General features: G+C 46.9%; 22 protein-coding genes and 1 riboswitch. Of the genes, 9 read left to right on the top strand and 13 right to left on the bottom strand.

The features are described 5' to 3' along the window. Positions 1-12: 12 nt before the first annotated feature. From murA to rseP, 5 genes are all read left to right on the top strand, one after another. Positions 13-1,317: a UDP-N-acetylglucosamine 1-carboxyvinyltransferase gene (gene murA, locus HMPREF9010_RS06775; protein WP_004296796.1), complete on the top strand. Its 1,305-nt coding sequence runs from the start codon at positions 13-15 to the stop codon at positions 1,315-1,317. Then, positions 1,314-1,856: a ribosome maturation factor RimM gene (gene rimM, locus HMPREF9010_RS06780; RefSeq protein WP_004296795.1), complete on the top strand. Its 543-nt coding sequence runs from the start codon at positions 1,314-1,316 to the stop codon at positions 1,854-1,856. Before murA ends, rimM begins: the two co-directional genes overlap by 4 nt. Before the next feature lie 75 nt (positions 1,857-1,931). Then, positions 1,932-2,792 carry a M23 family metallopeptidase gene (locus HMPREF9010_RS06785; RefSeq protein ID WP_004296794.1) on the top strand — a complete coding sequence of 287 codons (861 nt, stop codon included), beginning with the start codon at positions 1,932-1,934 and terminating at the stop codon, positions 2,790-2,792. Between the two features lie 46 nt (positions 2,793-2,838). Beyond that, positions 2,839-3,975 carry a 1-deoxy-D-xylulose-5-phosphate reductoisomerase gene (locus tag HMPREF9010_RS06790; RefSeq protein WP_032852842.1) on the top strand — a complete coding sequence of 379 codons (1,137 nt, stop codon included), beginning with the start codon at positions 2,839-2,841 and terminating at the stop codon, positions 3,973-3,975. A gap of 129 nt (positions 3,976-4,104) precedes the next feature. Next, positions 4,105-5,460, top strand: a complete 1,356-nt coding sequence (rseP, locus tag HMPREF9010_RS06795) for an RIP metalloprotease RseP (RefSeq protein ID WP_004296792.1) — start codon at positions 4,105-4,107, stop codon at positions 5,458-5,460. A gap of 110 nt (positions 5,461-5,570) precedes the next feature. Here rseP and HMPREF9010_RS06800 read toward each other — a convergent pair whose 3' ends face one another. Beyond that, on the bottom strand, positions 5,571-6,452 hold the full coding sequence (locus HMPREF9010_RS06800; RefSeq protein WP_008998748.1) for a hypothetical protein: 882 nt from the start codon (positions 6,450-6,452) through the stop codon (positions 5,571-5,573). Positions 6,453-6,639: 187 nt separating this feature from the next. Between HMPREF9010_RS06800 and HMPREF9010_RS06805 the strand changes: the two genes are divergently transcribed. The 3 genes from HMPREF9010_RS06805 (at position 6,640) to HMPREF9010_RS06815 (ending at position 9,963) form a co-directional block, all read left to right on the top strand. After that, positions 6,640-7,977, top strand: a complete 1,338-nt coding sequence (locus HMPREF9010_RS06805; RefSeq protein WP_004296790.1) for a DUF5690 family protein — start codon at positions 6,640-6,642, stop codon at positions 7,975-7,977. Between the two features lie 37 nt (positions 7,978-8,014). Further along, complete coding sequence (gene phnX, locus HMPREF9010_RS06810) at positions 8,015-8,800, top strand: phosphonoacetaldehyde hydrolase (RefSeq protein WP_004306877.1); 786 nt, start codon at positions 8,015-8,017, stop codon at positions 8,798-8,800. Positions 8,801-8,874: 74 nt separating this feature from the next. Next, positions 8,875-9,963: a 2-aminoethylphosphonate--pyruvate transaminase gene (locus HMPREF9010_RS06815; RefSeq protein ID WP_004306876.1), complete on the top strand. Its 1,089-nt coding sequence runs from the start codon at positions 8,875-8,877 to the stop codon at positions 9,961-9,963. Between the two features lie 101 nt (positions 9,964-10,064). Here HMPREF9010_RS06815 and HMPREF9010_RS06820 read toward each other — a convergent pair whose 3' ends face one another. The 5 genes from HMPREF9010_RS06820 to HMPREF9010_RS06840 all read right to left on the bottom strand — a co-directional run bounded on the left by HMPREF9010_RS06820 (position 10,065) and on the right by HMPREF9010_RS06840 (position 16,879). Then, the gene (locus tag HMPREF9010_RS06820; RefSeq protein WP_004296786.1) at positions 10,065-11,468 is read right to left on the bottom strand and encodes an MFS transporter; all 1,404 of its coding nucleotides are present in this window, start codon (positions 11,466-11,468) and stop codon (positions 10,065-10,067) included. A gap of 205 nt (positions 11,469-11,673) precedes the next feature. Beyond that, on the bottom strand, positions 11,674-12,132 hold the full coding sequence (gene nrdG / locus HMPREF9010_RS06825; protein ID WP_008650388.1) for an anaerobic ribonucleoside-triphosphate reductase activating protein: 459 nt from the start codon (positions 12,130-12,132) through the stop codon (positions 11,674-11,676). A gap of 2 nt (positions 12,133-12,134) precedes the next feature. Further along, on the bottom strand, positions 12,135-14,528 hold the full coding sequence (locus HMPREF9010_RS06830) for an anaerobic ribonucleoside triphosphate reductase (protein ID WP_008650387.1): 2,394 nt from the start codon (positions 14,526-14,528) through the stop codon (positions 12,135-12,137). Positions 14,529-14,567: 39 nt separating this feature from the next. Further along, positions 14,568-14,762, bottom strand: a riboswitch (cobalamin riboswitch). Positions 14,763-15,043: 281 nt separating this feature from the next. Next, positions 15,044-15,868, bottom strand: a complete 825-nt coding sequence (locus tag HMPREF9010_RS06835; RefSeq protein WP_008650386.1) for an Rpn family recombination-promoting nuclease/putative transposase — start codon at positions 15,866-15,868, stop codon at positions 15,044-15,046. 498 nt (positions 15,869-16,366) lie between these two features. Beyond that, positions 16,367-16,879, bottom strand: coding sequence for an HU family DNA-binding protein (locus HMPREF9010_RS06840; protein WP_004296776.1), 513 nt, complete (start codon positions 16,877-16,879; stop codon positions 16,367-16,369). A gap of 247 nt (positions 16,880-17,126) precedes the next feature. Here HMPREF9010_RS06840 and HMPREF9010_RS06845 point away from each other — a divergent pair, with 247 nt between their 5' ends. Next, positions 17,127-17,378: a DUF4248 domain-containing protein gene (locus HMPREF9010_RS06845; protein WP_008650385.1), complete on the top strand. Its 252-nt coding sequence runs from the start codon at positions 17,127-17,129 to the stop codon at positions 17,376-17,378. A gap of 204 nt (positions 17,379-17,582) precedes the next feature. On the opposite strand, the gene HMPREF9010_RS06850 is transcribed toward HMPREF9010_RS06845, so the two are convergent. The 7 genes from HMPREF9010_RS06850 to HMPREF9010_RS06875 form a co-directional block, all read right to left on the bottom strand. Continuing rightward, positions 17,583-18,110: a hypothetical protein gene (locus tag HMPREF9010_RS06850; RefSeq protein WP_008650384.1), complete on the bottom strand. Its 528-nt coding sequence runs from the start codon at positions 18,108-18,110 to the stop codon at positions 17,583-17,585. 20 nt (positions 18,111-18,130) lie between these two features. Then, positions 18,131-19,924 carry a hypothetical protein gene (locus HMPREF9010_RS06855; protein ID WP_008650383.1) on the bottom strand — a complete coding sequence of 598 codons (1,794 nt, stop codon included), beginning with the start codon at positions 19,922-19,924 and terminating at the stop codon, positions 18,131-18,133. A gap of 65 nt (positions 19,925-19,989) precedes the next feature. After that, a complete protein-coding gene (locus HMPREF9010_RS06860; RefSeq protein ID WP_008650382.1) occupies positions 19,990-21,189 on the bottom strand; it encodes a hypothetical protein in 1,200 nt (399 codons plus the stop codon). A gap of 217 nt (positions 21,190-21,406) precedes the next feature. Then, positions 21,407-22,576, bottom strand: coding sequence for a BACON domain-containing protein (locus tag HMPREF9010_RS06865; RefSeq protein WP_032852840.1), 1,170 nt, complete (start codon positions 22,574-22,576; stop codon positions 21,407-21,409). A 1-nt stretch (position 22,577) separates the two neighbouring features. Further along, positions 22,578-23,888: a DUF4302 domain-containing protein gene (locus HMPREF9010_RS06870; protein WP_008650380.1), complete on the bottom strand. Its 1,311-nt coding sequence runs from the start codon at positions 23,886-23,888 to the stop codon at positions 22,578-22,580. A gap of 61 nt (positions 23,889-23,949) precedes the next feature. Further along, positions 23,950-24,861, bottom strand: coding sequence for a putative zinc-binding metallopeptidase (locus tag HMPREF9010_RS0124610; RefSeq protein WP_004321732.1), 912 nt, complete (start codon positions 24,859-24,861; stop codon positions 23,950-23,952). A 20-nt stretch (positions 24,862-24,881) separates the two neighbouring features. Next, positions 24,882-26,435, bottom strand: a complete 1,554-nt coding sequence (locus HMPREF9010_RS06875) for a RagB/SusD family nutrient uptake outer membrane protein (protein WP_008650378.1) — start codon at positions 26,433-26,435, stop codon at positions 24,882-24,884. Positions 26,436-26,449: the final 14 nt, after the last annotated feature.

Raw genomic sequence — 26,449 nt, 5'->3', positions numbered from 1 at the left:
CTAAAAAAATTAATGGCTTCATTTGTAATCGAAGGAGGACATCGGCTTAGCGGAGAAATCCACCCGCAAGGAGCTAAAAACGAAGTTTTGCAGATAATCTGTGCCACGTTGCTGACCGCAGAGGAAGTGACGGTGAACAATATACCTGACATTCTTGATGTCAACAACCTGATTCAGCTCTTGCGGGAGATGGGAGTGACGGTTGCAAAGAAAGGCATTGATTCTTATAGTTTTAAAGCAGAAAATGTAGACCTGGCTTATTTGGAAAGCGATGAATTCCTAAAGAAATGTTCCAGTCTGCGAGGCTCTGTGATGCTTATAGGTCCCATGGTGGCACGTTTCGGCAAGGCATTGATTTCCAAGCCGGGAGGAGATAAAATCGGTCGCCGCCGTCTGGACACTCACTTTGTAGGTATTCAGAATTTAGGGGCCGACTTCCGCTACGACGAAGAGCGGGGTATCTACGAAATAACGGCCGACAGACTTCAGGGAAGCTATATGCTACTGGACGAAGCATCTGTCACCGGAACAGCCAACATCGTCATGGCAGCCGTACTTGCCAAAGGTACGACCACCATTTACAATGCCGCCTGCGAACCCTACGTGCAACAACTCTGCCGGTTACTCAACCGGATGGGAGCCAAAATCAGCGGTATCGCATCCAACCTGCTCACCATCGAAGGCGTGGAAGAACTGCACGGCACGCAACACACCGTACTGCCCGACATGATTGAAGTGGGCAGCTTCATCGGCATGGCGGCAATGACGAAAAGCGAAATTACCATCAAGAATGTTTCTTACGAAAATCTTGGAATCATCCCCGAGAGCTTCCGCCGTCTGGGCATCAAGCTCGAACAAAGAGGAGACGATATTTACGTTCCCGCACAGGAAACATACCAGATAGAATCATTTATCGACGGCTCCATCATGACGATAGCCGACGCCACTTGGCCGGGACTGACTCCCGACTTGCTAAGTGTGATGCTCGTTGTAGCCACACAAGCCAAAGGCAGCGTACTGATCCATCAGAAAATGTTCGAAAGCCGCCTGTTCTTTGTGGACAAGCTGATCGACATGGGTGCACAAATTATTCTCTGCGACCCTCACCGCGCCGTAGTCATCGGACACAACCACGGCTTCAAGCTGCGCGGTGCCCGCCTGACTTCACCGGATATACGTGCCGGTATCGCCCTTCTGATTGCCGCCATGAGCGCCGAAGGCACCAGTACCATTAGTAACATCGAACAGATAGACCGTGGTTATCAGAACATCGAAGGACGTCTGAACGCTATCGGAGCCAGAATCACCCGGATATGATAAAGAAAGAAGAAGTATACAAGATAGGATTATTCAATAAACCGCACGGCATCCACGGCGAATTGCAATTTACCTTCACGGACGATATTTTCGACCGTGTGGACTGTGATTACCTGATATGCCTGCTCGATGGCATTTTCGTGCCTTTCTTCATCGAAGAATACCGCTTCCGTTCAGACTCCACCGCCTTGGTGAAACTGGAAGGAGTCGACAGTGCCGAACGTGCCCGAATGTTCACCAACATTGAAGTCTACTTCCCCGTGAAACACGCCGAAGAAGCGGAAGATGGCGAATTATCCTGGAACTTCTTCATCGGTTTCCAAATGGAAGACATCCATCACGGACTTCTGGGAGAAGTCATAGATGTAGATACCACTACGGTAAACACCCTTTTCGTGGTTGAAGGAGCGGAAGAAGAGGAACTGCTCGTTCCCGCCCAGGAGGAATTTATCGTAGGAATAGACCAGAAACAGAAACTCATCACGGTGGAACTTCCCGAAGGGTTGCTCAATCTGGAGGAATTGGAAGATGACCGGTGAGAACGAATCAAACGATGAGCCGCTCATCCACTGAAAATAGTAAATAGTAAATAGTAAAAACAGTAAATACCCGAGATGCCAAAGAGAAGACGAAGTAAAGCTTTCTGGAAAAATTTCAAGTTCAAGTATAAACTAACGATCGTTAATGAAAATACACTTGAAGAAATTGTCGGACTTCGCGTATCCAAGCTCAATGGACTTTCCGTATTACTTTGCGTGCTGGCGGTACTTTTCCTGATCGCTTCCTGCATCATCACCTTCACCCCGCTGCGCAACTACCTCCCCGGATACATGAACAGTGAAGTCCGTACACAAATCGTGGACAATGCCCTGCGTGTAGACTCTTTACAACAAGTGCTCAACAAGCAGAATCTTTACATCATGAACATTCAGGATATCTTCAGTGGAAAAGTATCCATCGACAGCGTGCAGACACTCGATTCACTGACCACTGCCCGCGAAGACACACTGATGGAACGTACCAAACGGGAAGAAGAATTCCGCCGTCAGTATGAAGAGAATGAAAAATATAACCTGACCTCCATCACTTCCCAACCGGACGTGACCGGACTCATTTTATACCGTCCGACACGAGGTATGGTGTCCGACCACTTCAATGCCGAGAAGAAACATTACGGCACCGACATCGCCGCCAATCCCAACGAAAGTGTATTGGCAACCATGGACGGGACCGTCATCCTAAGTACATACACCGCCGAGACAGGTTATCTGATTGGCGTACAACATAACCAGGATTTAATTTCAATCTATAAACACTGCGGCTCCCTCCTGAAAAAGGAAGGTGAACGCGTGAAAGGAGGGGAAGCCATCGCTCTGGTAGGAAACAGCGGCACACTTAGTACAGGGCCGCACCTCCATTTCGAACTTTGGTATAAAGGTCATCCGGTAAATCCCGAAAAATACATCGTATTTTAAGTGATAATAGAAAAATGAATATAGAGACTAACAAAAGAAAAAACAAATAGCTATCCTAGGCTCAACAGGCTCCATCGGGACGCAGGCTCTGCAAGTCATCGAAGAACATCCCGACCTGTACGAAGCCTATGCGCTGACAGCCAACAACCGCGTGGAACTACTGATTGCCCAGGCACGGAAGTTCCAGCCGGAAGTGGTAGTGATAGCCAACGAAGAAAAGTATTCCGAACTGAAAGAAGCATTGAGCGACCTGCCTATCAAAGTGTACGCAGGCACAGACGCTATCTGTCAGATTGTAGAAGCAGGCCCCATCGACATGGTGTTGACAGCCATGGTCGGTTATGCCGGACTAAAACCAACCATCAACGCCATCCGCGCCAAGAAAGCGATTGCGTTGGCCAATAAAGAAACATTGGTAGTAGCGGGCGAACTGATTAATCAGTTGGCACAACAATATCGCACTCCGATTCTGCCGGTAGACTCTGAACACTCTGCTGTTTTTCAGTGTTTAGCGGGAGAAGTGGGTAACCCGATCGAGAAAGTGATATTGACAGCCTCCGGAGGTCCGTTCCGCACTTGCACCTTGGAACAGCTGAAATCCGTCACAAAGACGCAAGCCTTGAAACATCCCAACTGGGAAATGGGAGCAAAAATCACAATCGACTCCGCTTCCATGATGAATAAAGGTTTTGAGGTGATCGAAGCCAAATGGTTGTTCGGTGTTCAGCCCAGCCAGATCGAAGTGGTGGTGCATCCGCAATCAGTCATCCACTCGATGGTGCAGTTTGAAGACGGAGCTGTCAAGGCACAACTTGGGATGCCAGATATGCGCCTGCCCATCCAGTACGCATTCTCCTACCCCGACCGTATCAGCTCTTCTTTCGACAGACTCGATTTCTCCCAATGCACGAATCTGACGTTTGAGCAACCCGATACGAAACGGTTCCGCAACCTGGCACTCGCCTACGAAGCGATGTACCGCGGAGGGAATATGCCCTGTATCGTCAATGCTGCCAATGAAGTAGTGGTAGCCTCTTTCCTGAAAGACGGCATCAGCTTCCTCGGCATGAGCGACGTAATAGAGAAAACAATGGAACGGGTTGCCTTCATCGCCAATCCGACATACGACGATTATGTAGCTACGGATGCGGAAGCAAGGAAAATAGCAGCCAGTCTGATATGATCCGCTTCATCCCATTGATGAACAAAGAAAATAAAGAAATTGATTAGTATTAATATAAATTGAAAATAGCCTTTATATCCTCTCTTCGGTAGAGAATTAGTTGAAGGCTTTAAACTGTAAATAGACTATATGGAAACATTTTTGATTCGTGCCCTGCAATTGATTATGAGCTTATCCTTGCTCGTTATCGTTCATGAAGGCGGGCATTTTCTTTTTGCCCGTTTGTTTAAGGTGCGTGTAGAAAAATTCTGCTTATTTTTTGACCCTTGGTTCACCCTTTTTAAGTTCAAACCCAAGAAAAGTGACACAGAGTATGCAGTAGGCTGGTTGCCATTGGGCGGTTATGTCAAAATAGCCGGCATGATTGATGAGTCGATGGATACCGAACAGATGAAACAACCCGAACAACCGTGGGAGTTCCGTTCCAAGCCGGCGTGGCAACGTCTGCTGATAATGGTGGGTGGCGTACTGTTCAACTTCCTGTTGGCACTGTTCATCTACTCCATGATTCTTTTTGCATGGGGCGACCAATATATAAAGGTACAGGAAGCCCCTCTTGGTATGGAATTCAACGAGACTGCCAAAGCGGTAGGTTTCCAGGACGGTGATATCCTCCTTTCTGCCGACGGTGTTCCTTTCGAACGTTATGACGGCGACATGTTGAGCCAGATTGCCGATGCACGCGAAGTAAGCGTCATCCGTAACGGGGCAAAAGCCTCCGTCTATATCCCGGAAGACCTGATGCAACGCCTCTTGGCAGACAGTGTCCGCTTCGCCTCCTACCGTTTCCCGTACGTTATAGACAGCGTAATGGTGAACTCTCCTGCCGCACAAGCAGGAATCCAGGCAGGTGACAGCATCATCGCCCTGAACGGAACACCGATCTCTTTCTCCGACTTCAAAGAAGCGATGGCAGAACGTAAGAAAAACGAAGCAACCCTGCTCAAAGACAGCATAGATCCGCGTCTAATCACGCTGACTTATGTGCGTAACGGTGCAACAGACACGCTAAGTATGCGTGTAGACTCCGCCTACCTGATGGGTGTAACCGCCTGTCTCGTCACAGACCGTCTGCTCCCTATGGTAAAAAAAGAATATGCTTTCTTTGAATCCTTCCCCGCAGGTGTCTCCCTCGGTGTGAAAACCCTGAAAGGCTATGTAGGAAACATGAAATACCTCTTCTCAAAAGAAGGAGCCAAACAGCTGGGCGGCTTCGGAACGATCGGCAGCATCTTCCCCGCTACCTGGGACTGGCACCAGTTCTGGTATATGACAGCCTTCCTTTCCATCATCCTGGCTTTCATGAACATCCTCCCTATCCCCGCATTAGACGGTGGCCACGTGCTCTTCCTCTTCTACGAGATGATAGCCCGCCGCAAACCGAGCGACAAGTTTATGGAATACGCCCAAATGACCGGTATGATTCTGCTCTTCGGTCTGTTGATATGGGCTAACTTCAATGATATTTTGCGATTCTTCTTCTAGCGAATATAACAATAGAAAGATAGAGAAAACATATAAAAAGAATCATCCCGGATGAAAAAGGTTTTAAAAACCAATTTTCATCCGGGATCTTTTTTTATTGTTGTTTGTCTTTAAATCTTCAACATCTTCTTCTCTCTCTCCAAATCCGTCTCATCCAACTTAGGTGAAGGCACCGTGCACGTTTTGATATAATCTCCCTCCTGACACGTATAATTATAGTACACCTCCAATTCCGGAGTCAATTCCGCCCGCGGAACCAGACACCCTTCCATCTCCAGAAACTGATTAACATCCGTACTATCCGACTGTTTCACCAGTACAATACGACGCGCAATCGGATTATGATTGTAGTCCAGACAGAGATAAAGCCCTTTCAGCATATTCGGAAACTCATAATGCGGAAGTTGCAGGTAAATAGTCACCAGCGCAAACTGTGGCAAATCCCTTTCGTTGAACATCAGGTAAGAGTTCTGATGATTACTGATAATCCCGCTCCCCCAATGCACCGACTTATACGCATTAATCATCCCCACCTTCACATACTCATTATTCTCGGAAGCACAAATCATGTACGGCTCGATCTTCAAGCTATCCGTAGAAGACGACAAACTGTAACTAAGATACATACCGCTATAATTATACACCTCCTGCACAGACTCCTTCGCCTCTTTCCCCAGCAACTTGATAAAAGAGTTGCCATTCTCCGCCTCGCTCTGCACGTCCGGCTCCATCTCCTGAAGCAACAGCCTCACCGATCCCACATTATTTAATAAGCGTTTCTTGGAAACATTATTCACCAGTGCCAAAGCTTCATCCAGCGCCTCGTCCGGTGTGCGTGTTTTCAATAAGTCGATATAAGCGGGAAGCACACTCGAATACAAAGCAGACAACACACTCGGAGCCATATCCACCCGGTCGGCAATTTCTTTCATCTTCACCCCGTTGTTGCGCAGGTACTCTATTCTTTTATAAATATCCGTAAGTTCGTCCATGATTTTTCGGTTTGTTAATTGATTCCGTTGCAAAGGAATGACTAAGGTATTATGTTTGTATTGCATGAATATTACATTAATATTTCAGTACACTTAAAGGCTCATATATACAATATGATTCATTGAAATTCATTTTTTCGTTCGCTCCGACACCCTACTTTTGCACCGGAAACAAAAAAATAGCATTATGAATTTCAAAGAAAAACTGTCGCCTTCGGCCCAAAAGAAACTTTCCGATTTACTCTTTATCCTTTATGCGGGAGGAGCGGCACTGCTATCCTATTCATTAGTCTACGCACTACGCAAACCGTTCACCGCTGCCACGTTCGACGGCATGGAACTATTTGGTATGGACTATAAGATAGCCACCAGCATCATCCAGATATTCGGATATATGGTATCCAAGTTTATCGGGATCAAACTTATTTCCGAACTGAAGAGAGAAGGCCGCCTGAAATTCATTCTTGTTTCTATTTTAGTGGCCGAACTCTCTTTGGTTCTTTTCGGATGCCTACCCCGCCCGTTCAATGTGTTGGCGTTGTTCTTCAACGGACTGTCGCTTGGCTGTATGTGGGGAGTCATCTTCAGCTTCCTCGAAGGACGCCGGGTGACGGATCTGCTCGCTTCCCTTTTCGGACTTAGTATCGCAGTCAGTAGCGGCACAGCCAAATCCATCGGACTTTTCGTTGTCGACACCCTGCATGTCAGTGAATTCTGGATGCCTGCACTGATCGGTGCGGTAGCATTGCCCTTGCTGGCAGGACTGGGCTATATCCTCGATCACCTGCCCAAACCGACTGCCGAAGACAAAGCACTGCGTGTGGAACGTGTCACTCTCAACAAACAACAACGCTGGAACCTGTTCCGCAGCTTTGCTCCCATATTGACACTGCTTTTCTTCGCCAACCTCTTTCTCACCGTTTTGCAAGATGTCAAGGAAGACTTTCTGGTGAAAATCATAGACGTCAATGCCGCCGGACTTTCCCCGTGGGTATTCGCCAAAGTGGACGGTGTAGTCACACTGATTATCCTGGCCATTTTCGCCACCTTGGCAGTGATGAAAAGCCACATCAAAGTACTTTCCGTTCTATTGACCCTTGTCATTGCGGGAGCAATCACACTTAGCACTGTGGCATTCAACTACCATACCCTGCAACTTTCTCCGCTCGTGTGGTTATTTATCCAGAGCCTCTGCCTCTATTTTTCCTACTTGAGCTTTCAAACCATTTTCTTCGACCGCTTCATCGCCTGTTTCCGCATCAAGGGAAATGTAGGTTTCTTCATAGCGATGGTCGATTCCATCGGCTACACAGGCACAGTGGTGGTATTGGTAGTGAAAGAATGTTTCAACCCGGATTTGAATTGGCTGGAGTTCTACAATACGATGGCAGGGACAGTAGGAATCGTCTGCACCTTTGCGTTCACCTTAGCAATGATTTATCTGACACAAAAATACAGAAAAGGGAAACAGGGTGAAATACGCGGGAACGAATCCTGCCCCGTCCCCTCCCTCGCTTCTTATTAATTTCCGACGAATAAACCAATATTATATAGAAACAAGAATGAAAAAGATTGAATGTATTATTATGGACTGGGCTGGTACAGCCGTTGACTATGGATGTTTTGCCCCCGTGGCTGCTTTTATCGAAGCATTTGCCGAAAAAGGACTGGTAATCGATGTTGTACAGACCCGCAAACCAATGGGACTACCCAAAATTCAACACATCCGCGAACTACTTTCCATGCCTGACGTGAACGAACAGTTTACCGCCCGTTACCAACGCGCCTGGACGGAAGAAGACGTGGTAGAACTAAACCGCCTTTTCGAGAAGCATCTCTTCGCCTCTCTCGAAAACTACACAGACCCTATTCCGGGAGTAATCCCAACTTTGGAAAAATTGCGTGCCGCAGGTATTAAAATAGGATCGACCACCGGCTATACCCGCGAAATGATGGATGTAGTTCTCCCCGCCGCACAGGCAAAAGGATACCACGTGGATTATTGCGCCACTCCCAACCTGCTTCCCGCCGGACGTCCCGCTCCTTACATGATTTTTGAGAACCTGACGAAATTAGCAGTCCCCAGCCTCGACGCCGTTATAAAAGTGGGTGATACGATTGCTGATATTCTCGAAGGAGTGAACGCGAAAGTGTATAGTGTAGGCGTGATTCTCGGCAGCAATGAAATGGCACTTACCGAAGCAGAAACAAAATCAATGCCTGCCTCCGAACTCGAAGCCCGCATCGCCGATGTCAAAGAGCGCATGCTTGCCGCAGGAGCTTCTTACGTGATACGCACTATCGAAGAACTTCCCGCACTGATTGAAACGATCAACGCCGGCAACTAACATTCAAGCCCGCACCCAACAATCAGAAAAGAAACAAAATCATTTATTTATTCATTTCTAAAGAAAACATCATTATGAAACCATATTTGTTATTAACTCCGGGACCTCTAACCACCTCTGAAACAGTAAAAGAAGCCATGATGACCGACTGGTGTACATGGGACGAAGACTACAACCTCGGCATTGTTCAGGAACTCCGCAAAGACCTGGTTAACATCGCCACTAAAAAACCGGAAGAATACACTTCCATCCTTTTACAGGGAAGCGGAACCTATTGCGTGGAGGCCGTTTTAGGCGCCACCATCACCCCGAAAGACAAACTCCTGATTTGTAGCAACGGAGCCTATGGCGACCGTATGGGCAACATTGCAGAATATTACCATCTCGACTACGACATGCTGGCTTTTGAAGAAACAGAGCAGGTATCAGTTGAATATGTAGACGATTATCTTAGCAATAACTCCGATATCACACATGTCGCTTTCGTTCATTGCGAAACAACGACCGGTATCCTGAATCCGATCAAAGAACTGTCCCACATCGTCAAGATGCATGGTAAAAAGCTGATTGTAGACTGTATGAGCAGCTTCGGAGGTATCCCCTTAGATGTAAACGAACTCGGTATCGACTTCCTAATCAGCAGTTCCAACAAGTGTATTCAGGGTGTACCGGGATTCGGATTCATCATCGCCCGCCGTTCGGAATTAAAATATTGCAAAGGAGTGGCACGCTCTCTTTCCCTGGACATCTACGACCAATGGGAAACAATGGAAAAGGGACACGGAAAATGGCGCTTCACTTCACCGACACACGTTGTCCGTGCTTTCAAACAAGCCCTGACCGAATTGATTGAAGAAGGAGGCGTAGAAGCACGTTACCAACGTTATTGCGAAAATCACCGTATTTTGGTGGAAGGAATGCGTGCACTCGGATTCAAAACACTGCTCGAAGATGACATCCAGTCGCCTATCATCACTTCTTTCCTTTATCCGCATGAAGGATTCGACTTCAAAACATTCTATTATGCACTGAAAAATAAAGGATTCGTGATTTACCCGGGAAAGATTTCAAAAGCAGATACCTTCCGTATCGGAAACATCGGTGATGTGCATCCGGAAGACTTCCGCCGTCTGGTAGAAGTCATACGGGAAACGAAATACTAGAAAGTCAAATCTTTCAAGTTCATCTTGAATGATTGCTTACTGATATGTTGTATGATGTTCCTGTGAAGTTCTGAAAGACTTAATCCTCTTTCAGGACTTCATTATTTTCTTTTCAGGGTGGAAGGCTGTGATAGCCTCAAGCTACTGACGATAGCTGCCACAACGGCAAACCCACTCCCCACCATCAGGCAAACAGCCGTGCTCCGGCTATGAGTAACAAAGCTGAAAAGCAAGGCAACCAATGTTGTTCCGGTGGTCTGTCCCAACAGGCGGGCCATTCCCAGCATCCCACTGGCCCCTCCCGAACGCTGCGTAGGAGCGGAAGAGATAATTGTGCTGTTGTTTGGCGTCTGAAACAATCCGAAGCCTGCACCGCATAACATCAAACGCAGGATAATACTTATATCAGATGATTCGGCAGTCAGACTGGAAAGCGAGAAAAGCCCGATGGCAAACAAAACCATCCCGATACTTCCCAGTATACCGGGGTGAATACGCTCCACGAGATACCCTGCCAATGGAGCCGTGACCAGCGTAGCCAACGGCCACGGAGTAAGCAAAAGTCCGGTCATCACCTCACTGTGTCCTAAAGTGTTCTGCAGGAAAAAAGGCAGGGAAACCATTGCCGACATTTGAGCGATAAAGGAACAAATGGAAGTCAGGATGGATAACCGGAAAATCGGAATCCGCAACAGGTCGAGCGGCAATAGCGGAGTAGTCTGCGTGAGTTGCCGGCGCACATAGTACGTGCCTACCACTGCCAATACAACCAGTTGGATGAAAAGGAAATCCATTTCCTCGTGATGGGCGAATCCGTCCAGCGTATATATAAGCAGGCCGAAGGTAACCGCATTCGCTATGGCGCTGATATAATCAAACTTGCGTTTCGAGCGTTCCTCCTGCCTTGGCAGATGTTTGATGCCGAGGAACAATGCGGTAAGTCCTAACGGAACATTAATAGCAAATAACCAGTGCCAGCTGGCAATAGAAAGAATACCGCTCGCCACAGAAGGCCCGGCGGCAGCCGATATGGCAACGACCATCGCATTAATCCCCATTCCCCGCCCAATCTGGCTCTTCGGATAGATGTAACGTAGCTGTGCCGTATTCACGCTGGTGATGGCAGAGGCACTGAACCCCTGAAAAATACGGGCGACGGTTAGCGTCCAAAACGAATCGGACAAGGCACAAATCAACGAAGTGATGCAAAACAGACCGATACCTGAAAGAAAGACTTTCCGGTAACCGATGATTTCACCCAAAGCGGAAAAAGACAGTAGCGATATGACGATGGCCAGCTGATAGCCGTTGATAATCCAGGTGGTTACAGCGGGAGAAGTCCCAAAATCATGCGAAAGCGTGGGTAGTACGATATTGACGATGTTAATATCCAATACCGACATACAAAGAGCGAATCCGACGGACACCACCGCCCAAATACGCTTAGGCATCGGCAATCCGTCGGTTTCCTCTATTTTTTGAGTTGAATTTATCGATTGTACCATAAAAACTTATTCTTGTAAGTAGTCATTCTTTTTTCACCATAAAGCAACGCAGGGATGCAAACACAAACACCACCGACGACAAAAAAAGCACCGCGTTACTCTGTGATGAAAAATGATTCACTTGGTTTCGTAAAGGTAAACAAAACAATGGTACAGGTGTTTTTGTTTCCTTTGAAAAATAAGTTTTTTTAGTGGAGAAAAGTCGTTACTTCAACTTCAAGATCCGTTGATTACTGCTTCCCCTGAACGCCAGATACGGAGAGAAAAGAGCCTGCTCGAAGCGTCCGTCCACCAACACATCTATATAATCAAGGGCAGCACTCAAGCGGGGCTGTGCCTTGATTTCTTCGTAGCTATATCCTGTATAGCACCACACATTCATCCCCGTCTCCTCTTTCACCCGTTTCAGTAAAAGCAGAAACTCCTCCGGATGGAAGAACGGATCACCACCGGAAAAAGTAACACCGTCCAGCAAAGGATTTGCCTTGATTTCACGGATGATGGACTGTATTTTTTCTTCCGTCAACTCTTCCCCCGCCCCCGGATTCCAGCTCTCCGGGTTGTGGCAACCAGGACAGTGATGGGAACATCCGGCAAGATAAATAGAGTACCGGATGCCTTCACCATCGACAATCGTTTCAGGATAAGTTCCTAATAAATTCACTTCTACAGGTGTTTTACGCGGTCTTGTTCTTCTGCCCGTTTAGCAGAGTTCCAGGAACTCAAATCGCCTGTCAGGTAACCGGTTATACGGCGCATACGAAGGATGCTTTCACTCTGGCACACCGGACATTTATCGAAGATAACCCCTTTGTAACCACAGTTATGACAAGTATCTACCGGGTGATTGATAGAGCCGTAGCCAATCCCCTCGTCGTGCATCACTTTCACAATCTTGGCGATGGCACGTACATTCTTCTGTGCTTCACCGTCCAGTTCTACATACGTGATATGTCCGCCGCGCGTAATGGCGTGGAACGGAGCTTCACGCTTGATTTTCTCAACGATGCTGATCGGTTCTTTCACGTCTACGTGAAAAGAGTTGACATAATAGTCGCGGTCTGTCACTCCGGGGATTTTTCCATATTTCCGACGATCCATTTTAGTGAAACGTCCCGAAAGTCCTTCGGCAGGAGTAGCCAGAACGGAGTAGTTCAGGTTATATTTCTCTTTATATTCGTTTACCACTTTATTCATTTCCATCACCGCTTCATACAGCGTGTCCCATGCTTTCTGGTTGTGGCCGTGACCTTGTCCGTAGAGAGCCACCATCGCGTTGTGTCCGCCGATAAATCCGATACCCAGCGTACCGCTGCGCAATGCATCACCCACCTGTTCATTCGGGTTCAGCTCACCGCCGCCTTTCCACACATTATTTCCCATCATGAACGGGAACTGACGTGCCAGGGCCGTACGCTGATACTGATAACGCTCGTAAAGCTGATCGGCTACAAGCACGGACATTTGGTGTACGGATTCGATGAAAATTTCTTTTGCCTTCTGTTCAATGGCATCCTTGTTGCGTTCATCCTCTATCAGGTTTTCCGCCTTGATGCGGGCTTCAATTGCCAGTCTCGGCATATTCAGCGTAGTGAATGAAAGATTGCCACGACCTAAAGAAGATTTTTCTCCTGCCACGTTTTCAAAGACACGGGTGCGACAACCCATCGTCGCCAATTCGTAGATGTAACGTTTCGGATCGTCCGCTCTCCATTTCTCGTTCTGGTTGAAAGGTGCGTCGAGGAACATGAAGTTCGGGAACAATGCTTTCGCCGTAGTCTGGCAAGCCTTCAACAGCAAGTCGAAGTTGGGAGCCTCGTAACGGTCGGTCATTGCCTCTTCGATATTTTCCGCTTTCATTGCTTTCTCAAAGTCTTTTTCCGAGTAAGAAACTCCGTCTTTCACCTTGAAAATCTGGATCGGGAATACAGGCACCTCACCTCTTGTACCCAATCCTTCAATGGTAGCTTTCAGCAATTCTTCGATCACCATGCGGCCTTCGGCAGAAGTGTCCGTACCGTAATTGATGGAGCTGAATACCACCTGATTACCGCCACGTGAATGCATCGTGTTCAGGTTGTGGATAAATCCTTCCATGGCCTGATGGGTATCTTTGCGAGTCTGCTGATAAGCTTTCTCAACGATACGGGCAAGGTGTTCCTTATCTATAATAATCTGTAAAGCCACCAAAGCAATGCGCAATGTTTCGCGTTCGGCTTCAGTAGTCTTGATAGACGGAAGATATTCTTTAATCAATGTGCGGATGGATTTCTCATCGACCTGATTTCCGTTTTCCATGGCGACATAGAAATTGATGAACGATGCCAGATGCTTGCGGAAAGATTTGGCCACACCTTTTGCCATGAAGAAATCGAAAGCAGGAATTGCCTGTCCGCCATGCTGCTCATTCTGATTCGTCTGGAAAATAATGGTAGCCAACGTAGCATAACTCTGGATGCTTTGCGGGGTACGGATACTACCGTTCTTGGTGCGAAAACCACGTTCAAAAAGGTCATCCATATCATATTGGATACAGGTCGTCGTCTTTGTCGGATAATAATCCAAGTCGTGAATGTGAATATCTCCCAACTGGTGCGCTTCGGCAAAACGTTTCGGCAACAGGTATTTATACGTATAATCTTTGGTTACTTCGGAAGCGAACGTCATCATCTGTCCGGCAGGCGTGTGACTGCTCATGTTGGCATTGCTCAAGTTGACATCGTTCTTGTCGATAGCAACGATGCCGTCCATCACTTGCTTCATCTGGGTTTTCTTATCGCGCTCCGTATTCCGCCATTCGCGATAAATAATATATTTCTTCGCTACTTCCGGGCGTACTTTCATCAACGACTTTTCTACTAAATCCTGAATCTCTTCTACGGTAATAGTAGGAGTAGTAAACTGACTGATTACGTTCATAGTGATGTCAGCCACCAACTGCTGCTCATCCTGAATACCTGTTGCACTGAATGCTTTACTAATTGCATTCTTGATCTTACTGATAGAGAAATCTTCTCTCTTACCATCACGTTTGATGATACAAATTTCCGCGTAGTTCATAACTTTAACTCCCGAAAGTTTAAATTTAAAATATTGATAACTAAAAGAAAAAGTTCCGGCAGGTCTTCTGACTTATCCCTCCCTCGCAACACCTTCCCACACCGACATCGATGCAGTGGCTTATTGTGCGGATTCTTAGAGAATTACAGCAGCGGGTACTGTCGCCGATTTACACAGCGTTCCCTCATTGACTAAACCTCTTTTAGCTCCGAAACCGGATACAAAGATAGAAGATAATCTAATAGCTTGGTTAGCTTTTAACATTAAATTTCGGGAAACATTTCTTTCTCGCTGATACAGAAAGTTTTCCAAAACGGAAAACTTTTTTCTGATTTTAACGTGGATAATATTCCAATTCCGTTTATTTCACCCAAAAGACATATATAGTTTTTAGCTACTTCACTCTTAGCGAAAAAAGAATGTGTTAAAAGTCTCCACAACTATCTTTTGCTTCATAAGTTACAGACTATTTTTCACTTTCAACCAAACCTTTCTTTCCGATAAAATGAAAGAAATTATAATTTTTCGATTTCTTCTTTCGAAAGCCCGGTAGATTTTATGATAATATCGTCAGCCACTCCTAATTCTTTCAAATTACGAGCTGTTTCTTCTTTACCTTTTTGCAAGCCTTTCTGTTCAGCAAAGTCCAACGTATTAAAATAATCGTTATAAACTTTCCATTCTTCTTCATACCGGGCTCTTTCCTCCTGGGTCATATTTGCTTTGGAAGCCAACTTTTCAAGTCGCTCGAAGACGGCCTTGCGAGCCTTGAAAGGCATCCGGTCAAGTGTATCCATATGCTTTAGTATATAAATCCAGCGTTCAAAATCATTTTCACATTCATCCTCCTCTTTGTTGAAGTTCGGCAGTTCGATAAAAATCTGCCGGAACTTGTTGCTGAAGAGCTTCCCCGTATCCCTGTCAGAAAGAACGATATCCGTTCTGATTTTAGAGGGCATATCCTTGTCCATCACGAAATTCATGAAGAACACTCCGTACACGGCATCCAATTGAAAGTTCCAAACTCCCCTTTTCGCCTGCTGCGTAATGGCCCTAGAAAGATAGAAGAGGGCACGATCTTTAAAGTAAGGCTGTTCCCGGTTCTGCATTTCTACGATAATACGTTCACCGGTATCGGTTACGCAATAGATGTCGTAGATAAGACCTCGTTCTGTTTTTACTTCCGGCTGCTGTTCACTGTTAAGGAACTGAATGTCGGTAATCACATGCTCTCCTACGAGCAAATCGTTCAAGAAGTCGATTAACAACTCCTTTTCTACCTCTCTGCCGAATAAAAACTTAAAGCCAAAATCGGTAAAGGGATTGATAAATCTTCCCATTATATGCTGTGTCTCAATTACAAAACAAAGATAGAGTTTTTTTGTTGAATACGGTCAAGAATAGAAAAAAATAAATGGGTACAAAAAAAGAAGCTGCCTCATTCATCGGGAGACAGCTTCTTCATTTGAACCTTGAGCCTTACTTTACTTTCACTTTATGAGTTGCTCCACGTTTGTTACCGGTTCCGTGAGCTATGTGCGGGCGGCACGTTTCGTTTTTTTCAGGATCATTTTTTTACACGTACACTAATCTTTTTCCGTCTTACTGCTTCTCCGATGACGGAACCGCAGAACAGCCTCAAGAATGTCTAACAACTTTTCCAGTAATAATTTCATTCGCTTTTCTATTAAGGTTGATAATCTATTTTATATCGGTCGAAGTGCAACCATCAGCTATACCCGATTCGCGGCTACTGATAAGTCTATCAATAAGCTTTAGTTTGCCTGACAAACTTATCAGTTAATCCCAACGGATTCAGCTGCCAGCTGCACTTCCGGTTAAGCGGCCGGGTCCGGCGCTTCGCCTCCTCCGCCACCAGGTTCGTCGCCGTCATCCGGGTCTTTGTCAACGACATCGTCGGCCACAAACGAACCCGCTACATCCTTGATGTGCACAAACTCCACTCCGGTGGTCAATGCGCGGGTAGCACTTCCGTTAGCGGCACGGGTGTATTCAGGGGTAAACTGACAACGCAATGAAGTGATCTGCGAACTGCTGACCTTACTCTCCAACTCCACTCCTTTTCCTCCTGCTTTGGCAATCATTGTAAATGTTCCCAAGCCTTCGAGGCGCACCGTGCGGCTGTTGAGCAACTGTTCGCGCATCACCGACATCAGGTTACGAATCACGTTATGAACATCACCCGCCGTCAGCGAGGCTTTTTCTGCAATCAATTCCGCCATTTTCTGCGTATTGACCATTTTCCCGAATTTCACCAGACGGGGATAATAAAGTTTCTGTCCTTCCTTGTTGGCAAGTGTTGCCTGATAAGGTTTGTAAATTAATGGCATACTGTTTTCCTTTCTTTTTTGATTGATTAATAAATAACTACTGTTTGTAACCGATTACGAAGACAAAAGTACACGAAGAGAAAAAAGCAGGGAAACACGATGTTACAACCCGTCGCAAGAGAGAACAGACAAGCACAAATTGACACGATTCATGCCTGCAAAGGCTTCTGTACAACACAGAACCAACCAGCATAAAAAGGCGTACCTTTGCATGAGTTCATAAATAAACCTCTAAAAAACAGTCAATATGAAAACAGAAACAACTCCAAAAGCAGAAACAGAGAACCGTACCCGCATACAATCCTATAGCAAAAGCCAGTTGGCCGGGCTTTACCTGCCTCACATACAGTCCGCCTCGGCACGACGTACCCTCCGTAGTTGGATTGCCAAGAATACCGCACTGCAAGCCGCACTTGCCCAAACCGGATATAGTGAAAAAGCCATCCTGCTCACCCCGGCACAAGTAGGGTTATTCTTCAAGTTTTTAGGAGAGCCTTGAAACGGCTCTTTTATAAGGAAACATCATTCGGACAAAGACAAAACAAGGCAAAAACAAGCCAAAGATAAATAAGGCAAGACCAAACAAAGCGGACATTTCATCACAGATCACGCGAATCAAATTATAACTAGCTGATTGCTGTTATAAAGAACCCAAGATAATCTGTTGCGAAATGTCCGCCCATTATATAAGAAAAGGATTATATCATTCCGGAGTACCTTCTCCCGACGGCTTCATCAAATCGGCTGTAACCTCCGCTTTAAAACGGACACCGTCGTGAAGCCGCAGATTCAATTTGACAGTAACATTCTTATCATTGTTACGCTTCACATAAAACGTTCCTGTCACCCTTTTATATTGGGAATAATAATAAAACGGATCTTCATAGATAAAGACATACTGGTCGTTGTGATACAAAGTCGATGCATCCACCACTTGCCCCTCCCAGTACATGTGAAGAGAAAACATAAAATAAGTATTAGTTTTCCCACCCTCCATCTCTTCCGGAGAAAGGATACAGGTGAAATAGTCACCGTCCATAGAGGCCACACCGGACACGATCTTGTTCGCTTCTCCCCGGAACGAATAAGTGCCGATGGAAGGCAATTCCTCCACATCCGGACCGGGATTTACCGGATCATTATCTTTATCGTCACTGCATCCGGCAAAACCCACCAGAAGCAGTCCCGATAAAACGAATAAATTTAAATATTTCAATAAGATTTTCTTCATGAATACACTTCATTAAATCGTCACTCTATTACCGTCACCGCACCTTTATAGTAGCCGGACAAACTGACATCGCCATACTTCTTAATACCTACCACTTCAAAAGTCATTTCAACCTCATTGCCCTGAAGAGACACCGAAGTCCGGCCTCCCAGAGCCAGGTTGCCCAATGTGGTATTAGCCTGACTGTACGTCACTCCTTCATACGTAATAGAGATTTTCGCATTTTCCTCATTACCGGAGAATCCGCGGAGCACTCCATCCATCATTGCTTTCGGAAGACGCACCACTGCATCCGCTGCCGACATTCCCGCCACAGTAGTGATACCTGCCTGCCGTGAAAGGTAAATAACACTGATATCTGCACCCGTCTTATCTATCACCACAGACTGGATAGTGACTGGAGCACCGTCCGCCCCTAAGCGATATTCATTCGGGATCGTCGTATCATACACCGTGAAAGTACCGCTATAGTTACCTGATATTTTAAGACTATTATCACCCAAATATTTGAGGTTAAGCGTCAATGAATATTCATTATCCGCTGATTTCGATACACTGAACGTACCTGCCGCATCCTCCAAGTGACCTTTGGATATTTGTATTCTTTCTTCGTCATACGGGCTATAATAAGTAAATTCAAAAGCCAGATTGGTATTTGTTATATCCACTTCCTTCCCGTTAAGTCCTGCGTTCGGGACAAAGAGACGCACATAATATGTGTTTACATTCTCCAAGTCCGCAGCAGACGAAATTCTCGACGGAGTGAGATACAATGCCACTCCTTCATCCGTCTTTTCATAGAAAGTAGCTTTGATGTCACGCGTTTTTTCTCCGTTCAACGTTAATATATTCGTCGTACTCTGCTTAATTTCAGAATAAGCACCCTCATAAGAACCTTCGAACTTTTCACCCGAAAGCAAAGTAAAGCTAAAAGTTACTTTCACATGATCGTCCGTCTTTTCTACTTTGAACTTACCTGCCGAACATATTTCAGACCATCCATAAGGCTCCACCGCACCCAGATCGTCAGCTCCCAATTCTGTCATATTATAGAAAGCATAATCCGTACCGTCATAAGACGTGATATCCAATACCTGTCCCAACATAGCGGGATTGATTCCGATCATCAGGAACTCCGTGTCCGACATATCTTCCACCGTTGTCACTCCCGCGTCCGGACTAAGATAAAGGTATTGAATCCCTCCGATGACAGTAGCCACCGCCGATTTCAACGGACGCACTTCACTTCCGAAAGAAAATTCACTGGGCAACTTTGCAGGAGCCTTGTAGCTACAACCAGCCTCCCCTGTAAACTTACCGCCACTTTTCAGCGTACAATCAAAAGTAGCTTTCACAGCCGATGTTTCATTCTCACCCGGAGTCATCGTCAAAGTGATCTTGCCTTGCGTCAGCACCTCTTCCCATTCGTAAGGGTCCACGGCTACAATAGCCTCACCATCGGCATCCATGTAATAAAGCACATAATTGTCATCTTCAGAGCCGCCTATCGTAACCGGGCTGCCCACCAGACTCTTACTCACTCCCAGCATCACATATTCCTTTCCGCTATTCATAAAGTCTTCAAGCGTTTCCAAACTCTGCAACGGACTCATACACACATACACAATGCCATCCTGTTCAAAACAATACACCGATTTAGCTTGTATCGTCTTATCCTTATACGTATACGTATTCACTGTTTCCACAGGTTCCGGCTCCGGTTCGGGATCAGGGGCCGGATCATCGTCACTACATGCCACCAAACAACTCATTGCCAGCATGAACAAGAAAAAGGAAATAAATCTAATTTTCATATTTCTTATTTTTAGGGTTAATTATAAAATCGCGTTATTAGTAAAATGATGCCATCCACCCGTATTTACTGCGGGCGATAGCTGAATACGGTAATAGGAGTATCCTGCGAATAAGTGGTACGCACATGGTGCGGGTGTTCCTTATCACAGTCAATAAAGTCTATCGTCAGCGTGTGTTTGTCACCGTCGCGTGCCACGGTCATGGTTCCGCCGTCTATGCGTGCATATTCTTTCATGGCTCCGTTCTGCAGTTTCTCATACCAGGTTCCTCCCGGATATGTAAAGACATTGGGGTAACCCGGGGCAATGCCTCCCGGTTTCAGCAACTCACGCGGGATACCCTGCGATCCCTCATCACGCGCCACCATTGTATAGGTGCCTGCCGGAATACCCTGTGTTACATCCGTAGCCCATTCCACGAAAAATTCCACCTTCAATACTCTTCCGTTACCGGACGGCCAGGTGTCGGCAAGACTTATACCGTCTTCCGCCAGATACAACTCGACTACACGACACGATTCATCTTGCAGATAATAAGAATCTCCCTTATCCTGCAGGCGGGCTTGCGTCCATCCGTTCAGTGCAATATCGGCGGTCAGGGTAGAATTAGAAGTTTCAACCTTGTTTTCGTGACGGTCGATGGTGGTTACTTTTCCCGTATAGGTGAAATAATGTTTCAAGGAAAGATTGCCTACCAACGTTCCGCTAATCGAATATTCGCCGCCGGACATCCGTTTCACCGTCATTTTACCATCGGAAAGCAAGTCGGCATCGACACTCGTAGAGTAGGATTTCACTTCACCATAGAAAGTTCCGGCAGGAATTTCCACCTTTCCGGTCGGTAAATCGATTTGATTCATATATCCGAGGTTGAACGTCCATTCATCAAACGTATATCCGTTCAATGCTGCATCAAAAGTGCCTTCAGGGAGCGGAAATTCCGTAGCTTCCGAAGCAAATGGCGGGACATTCAGGCTGAAAGCCATGATCTTGCCCGGTCCTATCGGATTACCAGTAGCATCCACTTCCATATCCGTATAAAGCGTCAATACAAAATGATCCGTTCCCACTCCGTCTTTATCTCCCCAGTACACCAGGTTGGAGTTGACAAACTCCACCACTTCCGGCGCCGGGTTTACGTCTTCTCCGCCGGGTTTTCCTCCCTCCGGATTTTCGGCGTCATTGTCACTGCAAGCGGTCAACACCCCCACAGACGCAACAGCGAACAGGCAGACACCCAACAACTTCATTATTTTCTTATCCATATCAGACTGATTTATATATTTTACATCATTGAAAAGAACTTCCGTAGCGACCGGGAATCATAAAAAAGGCGGAGTAAGCCCGGGAAAAGGATTCCCATTCTTCGCGCGAGTATCCCCGCCTGTCATATAGTAAAGTTAAATTAAGAGAGAATTAGTAAATTCTCATTCCGTTTCACAACGGTAGTTCTTTTCTTTATTCATCAAGGTAATGTTCGTTTTATCTGAAAAGTGCAATATCCGGGAAAAGGATATAATCTTTCAGCGTTCCGGTCAGGAACTGCTGTCCGTCAAACAATGCTATCGCCAGGTAGCATCCGCTTTCCGGTGCTTCGGCCACGTCCTGAAAACTGATTCCGACAGAACCGTCCTGATAGAGCACAGGAGCGAAACCGAAATTTCCTTTCGAATAAATATTGGAAGAAGCCGCTACAGAAAAACCGTACAGGGTTTGCAAAACAACACCTGCCCCATCATCCGATGTTCCGTCCGATGCGCCTTCTGCCGCCTCATCCGCAACCTCTTCCACGACTGTAAAGTCTTTCTGTGCCGCACCGATAGGTACCACAAACGATCCATTCTTATAGGTAGCCTGCAATGAAACCGTAGCCTTTGCGGGGTCTTTCAGATATTGTGCCGCCGGAGTATTTGCCAACGACATCTTAATGGTATATCCCTCGCCATCGACATTCTTCGAAATTTCAGTAGCCGACAAGGGATAGGCGTCTTCGATATCCTTCGTGTCCCATTTCACATAAATCCGGCTGTTTCCCCACGCTCCGAGCAAGTCTGTCACTTCATACTGATATACGTAGTAAAAGAACTTCCGCCCTTCATTGGTGCTGACCAATAACTGGCAGGCACGGGGATTTCCGGTTTTATTCTCTTTCAACACAAGCAAGAAACCATCTTCTTTTGAAGCAGCCGGCACTTCCAGCCAGTCGATTCCCCGCTGCACGCTCACTTTGAAATCAAACGAACTATTCACCCGTACAATCGTCTGTGAAGGAGCATTTCCGAGGCGTATCACCTGCTGGTCGGAGTCGGGAGCAAAAATATTTCCCTCCTGCGTCACTACAATTTTCTGTTCGCTATTGCCATCGCTCACGGTCACCTGCGTGGCACGTGACGTATATTCATAATTGGCTCTGACAAGCAAAGTTATCTTTTCGTTTGTCACTTCGATTACCCTGCACCAGTCCGCACCCGAAACGGCAGTTAGTTCTCCGGTAGCCTGCAAAGCCACTTCCACTGTTCCGCCTCCGGCTACCAGATCGACGTCCGCCTTCATGACGCGAAAGCCTTGTGCCGTTTCATCGTTTTCCTTGTCGCACGCTGTCGTCAGCAGACAGCACGCAGATAATAACAGTATAAAAAACTTATTCATCATATCATTCTTCTATTGTTTTTTTAACCAACCTGATTGCTGCAACTGCATCCGTGTATCCCATGAAAGAGGCCTCCTCATCCTGCGAGTTGTACACACCGAAGATAAATCCGGAGATTTCACCTATCCACACTCCATTGTCCACCAGATAAATGCCGTCGGTGGTAGGATAACTGATAAGACCGATTGCCGGACTGCGCAAAACGTAATCATTCATCAAATCCCACATAGCCAGATATACGTAACCTCCCTGTACTTTCTTCAAGAATTGCGGCAGGATGGAAAGTCCGCCACGCGGCTTGTCGTAAGTTACCAGAATGTCATATTCGAGTCCTTTAAGCCAGTAGCTCTTGCCGTCCTCGTTCTTCACCAGTTGAATCTCCTGCGAAGCCACTTCCAGTTGGTTCGTCGCACCGTTCAGGCGGTAGAAATCCATCAAATAAGTGCCCGGATAATAGTCGTAGCTCTGATATCCGTCAATGTAGATGCCTTTCATCTTCACTCCTGTAGCTCCTTCGTCGGTACAGACAAAGCTGATTTCCTCGTTCTTCCAGACAAAATTCTGCATGGTCTGTCCGTCTATCGTCACCGGTTCGTGAAAACGCATTCCGCCGGTGGTAAACATAAAAGGTACGGTTTTCTGATGCACCTTTCCAACTTCGTCATAATAGGTCACAATGAATGTATAGTTGCTGCGTAGCATTTGCCCGGTGTAGAGTCCGTCCATCCGCAGGTCGTATTCATAAAAGAAAGCATCGTTTTCCACTTTCTTTATCCGGGTGAGATATTGCTTCCACGTCTGGTCGGCAGAAAAAGCCTTCATCACGATGCGGTTGCCATATTTCTTGCCTTTCAGTTCGATACGGTCGGCGGTGGCATCGGAGATCACGAATTCGTAGTCGCCTCCGAGCGTTCCGTTCGGGTCGTCGGCCATACTTCCCTGTGGTTGACCGAAATAATGCACCAGATAATTGTAGGTATCGAAAGACAACATCGTTGCCTGCTCGGACTTGACGCTATAAAGCGAACTGACCGTCTCATCCGCTCCCGCTATCTGCGAAGCCATCGTCACCCGCTGCCCGTCGAACTTGCAAAGCAGGGTAATACCTCCCAGCGAGTAGTCCTTACCGACGTAATATTCCATCACCCATCCGTTGGGTGCTGCTTCCAGCAGTTCGCTGCAACGCTTCACATCGGCCGTGGCACGGTTGGCAGACGAATCGTCAAAATAATCTTCTTCCTGAAAGAGGCACGACTGCAAACCCAGGCAGACAAGGGCCAACAGGAAATATATCGTTCTATTTTTCTTCATCATAATAATGTGTAATTAAATAATCATCCAATCGTCAATCAAAAAAACAAGAGGTGACCGGCACTTATTGAATAGTGCTCAAGTCAATTTCGGTAATCTCCTGCTGGCGGCGCAGCACGATCTTACGCAGTTCGTTGAGGTCGATCCCCCATGTGTCGCGCATATAGTTATAGACAATCGTGAATTTCTTGTTGATGATGGCAGCGCCCGATTCTCCGGCTGCCGTCATCATATTGTCCCAGTAGGCCTGCGTATGCGTGACGTACATGGCTATATTTTCCACAAAATCCTCGTTGGACTGGCTCATGGCATAAGCCGTCACGAAACCGTCGGGCCAGGCCACATCGTCCGTACGGGGCATGGCACCTTGGGCGGTCATGTAGTAATACCAGTCGGCTCCCACGTATTTTCCCTCCGAGATGCGGTTGAAAGAAGGGTCGAAATTCCGTTTCTGATGCAGGATATGGGCAAACTCATGATGCATCGTTTCAAAATAATACTCGTTGAGCTTTTCGATATTGATCTTCTTTATGTTGAGGTCGTTCACGTTGTAGAGGGTGATTTTCTTCCCGCCTTCTGCCGTGCCGAGCACCATGTTACCGCTACTTTCGTAGGCGGGCGATCCGATGAGGTGGAATGTCTTGGGTACGTAGACACGGAGAAAATCCATTCCTGCCAGTTCGACGTAAGCGTCCATCCAGACGTGTTTGATGATTTTCGACAGTGCCACCGCTTTGTCATAGTCGGCGGGCACGAGGTTGTATTTATGATCGCTCTCGATATCCTTCATGCGGTACATGAAGTCGATGTTATAAGGATAGGTGTAGTTGTCGAGCAGCCAGTAGTCGAAAGCATTTCTCTCCAGCGGTTCGGTAGAGAAGATGCTGTTCGCGGTGTCTATCTCGTCGTTATTGTTGCAAGCCCCCAGGCAGACTGTGGTGAGAGCAAGCAAAGAGTAAATGATCTGTTTCTTCATAATTTTCACTTTTTTCTCTGTTAGTTTCTTCTCGGGTTAGGTTGCATTCCCGCCACGATCACGTTTCGCGGAATCTGGATGGCACGGCGCAGGTCGTTCGGCGGCATTTCGTCGGTGACACGTTGAGTAGCCATGTTGCGACGGTAAATCATAATACCGTACCGTTTGATATCGGGCCAGCGCATCCCCTCGTGCAGGGTGGTGACACGGCGTATATGCAGAATACAGTGAAGAATATTTTCCTGCATCCCTTCCTCGATAGTGAAATCGGGAGCAAGCTGTTTCTTAGGTGTCTGCTGCGTAAAAGGCGTGTAGAAATTCATTTTATCATAATACGCATTGATCTGGTCGGGTGTCAGGGCCGATTTGTTGCGGGTGTAGGCACGTTGCCAGCTTGTGATGTCGGCAGCCGACTGGGGGTACATTTTCTTCAACGCGTATGCTTCGGCACGGCAAAGCAGGGTTTCGTCCGTTGAAAACAATACCGGCATATAATAAAGGTAGCCGCCATCATAAAGTCCGCTCTTGCGCAGGATGCTGGCTACAAATCCGGTGGTAGAGAAAGGTTTCAGATACAAATAATCCGAGCTGCCCCACAGTCCTGCAGAAAGACAGGTTTCGCTGGTGGCGAGCGTTTGGTTGTGGAAGTAACGCGGGCCTACCAGGTAGTCGCTTCCGAGTGCGCCCCAGTTGGAGACGGTGCTGCTTATCAGCAGGTTGGCCTCATTGGAAGAAGCAATATACGCATCTGCCTGCACATTTCCGTTCACGGAAAGATTGCTCAATGCTTCCCAGTCGCGGAGCAGGTCGTCGGGGTTGCTGCCCAACACACGGGTGGCAAAGTCAATCACCCGGTCGCAGTTGGAGAAATCGGGTTTCATATAATAAAGGTAGAAACGGGCGGCAAAGGCATAGGCGGCCTTGCGGGTGAAATGGTATTTGGGGACGGAATATCCGTCGTCCGAAATCAGTTCCACTCCCTCCAGGAGGTCACGCTCCACTTTCCGGTACACTTCTTCCAGCGTGCTGCGTTCGTAACGGGGCGACACGGTGGTTTCCACGTCTTCCATATAAGGGATTCCCAACGATTCGGAAGCATGAGTGTCATAAGCGTTGCAGAAGATAGTTGCCAGCATGAAATGGCAGTAGGCACGGCACACCAGTGCTTCACCGCGCTGCGGGTTGAGCGATGCCGGATTTCCTTTCTCCTCTATCGCCTTGAGTGCCATGTTGGCGGCTGAAATTGCACCGTAATAACCTCCCCAAAGGGAATTGGGTGTGTCCTGATATTCCTCTTTGGTATCTTCCCAGTTGTAACATTCCTTTTCGGAAAGCTGGTAGTAACCGTAGGTGGGGCCGCTATCATCGGAGTTGTCGCTGTAGAGTTCGAACAGTTCGTTGGGCGATACGTCGGGATAGGCCGATACAAGCAGTTTGGCTATTTTCTGGTCGGTGTTCAGTTCCGTGCGGTTGTCCGGTGTTTTGTCCAGAAAATCATTGCAGGAAACGGTAGTCAGACCGGAAGCTGCGGTGAGCAGCAGCACAGGGAGTATATGGTTTATTTTCGTCTTCATCTATCGTATATTTT

This window comes from Bacteroides sp. 3_1_23 (assembly GCF_000162555.1).
Lineage (GTDB): Bacteria > Bacteroidota > Bacteroidia > Bacteroidales > Bacteroidaceae > Bacteroides > Bacteroides ovatus.
This window is presented reverse-complemented; position numbering and strand designations above follow the sequence as displayed.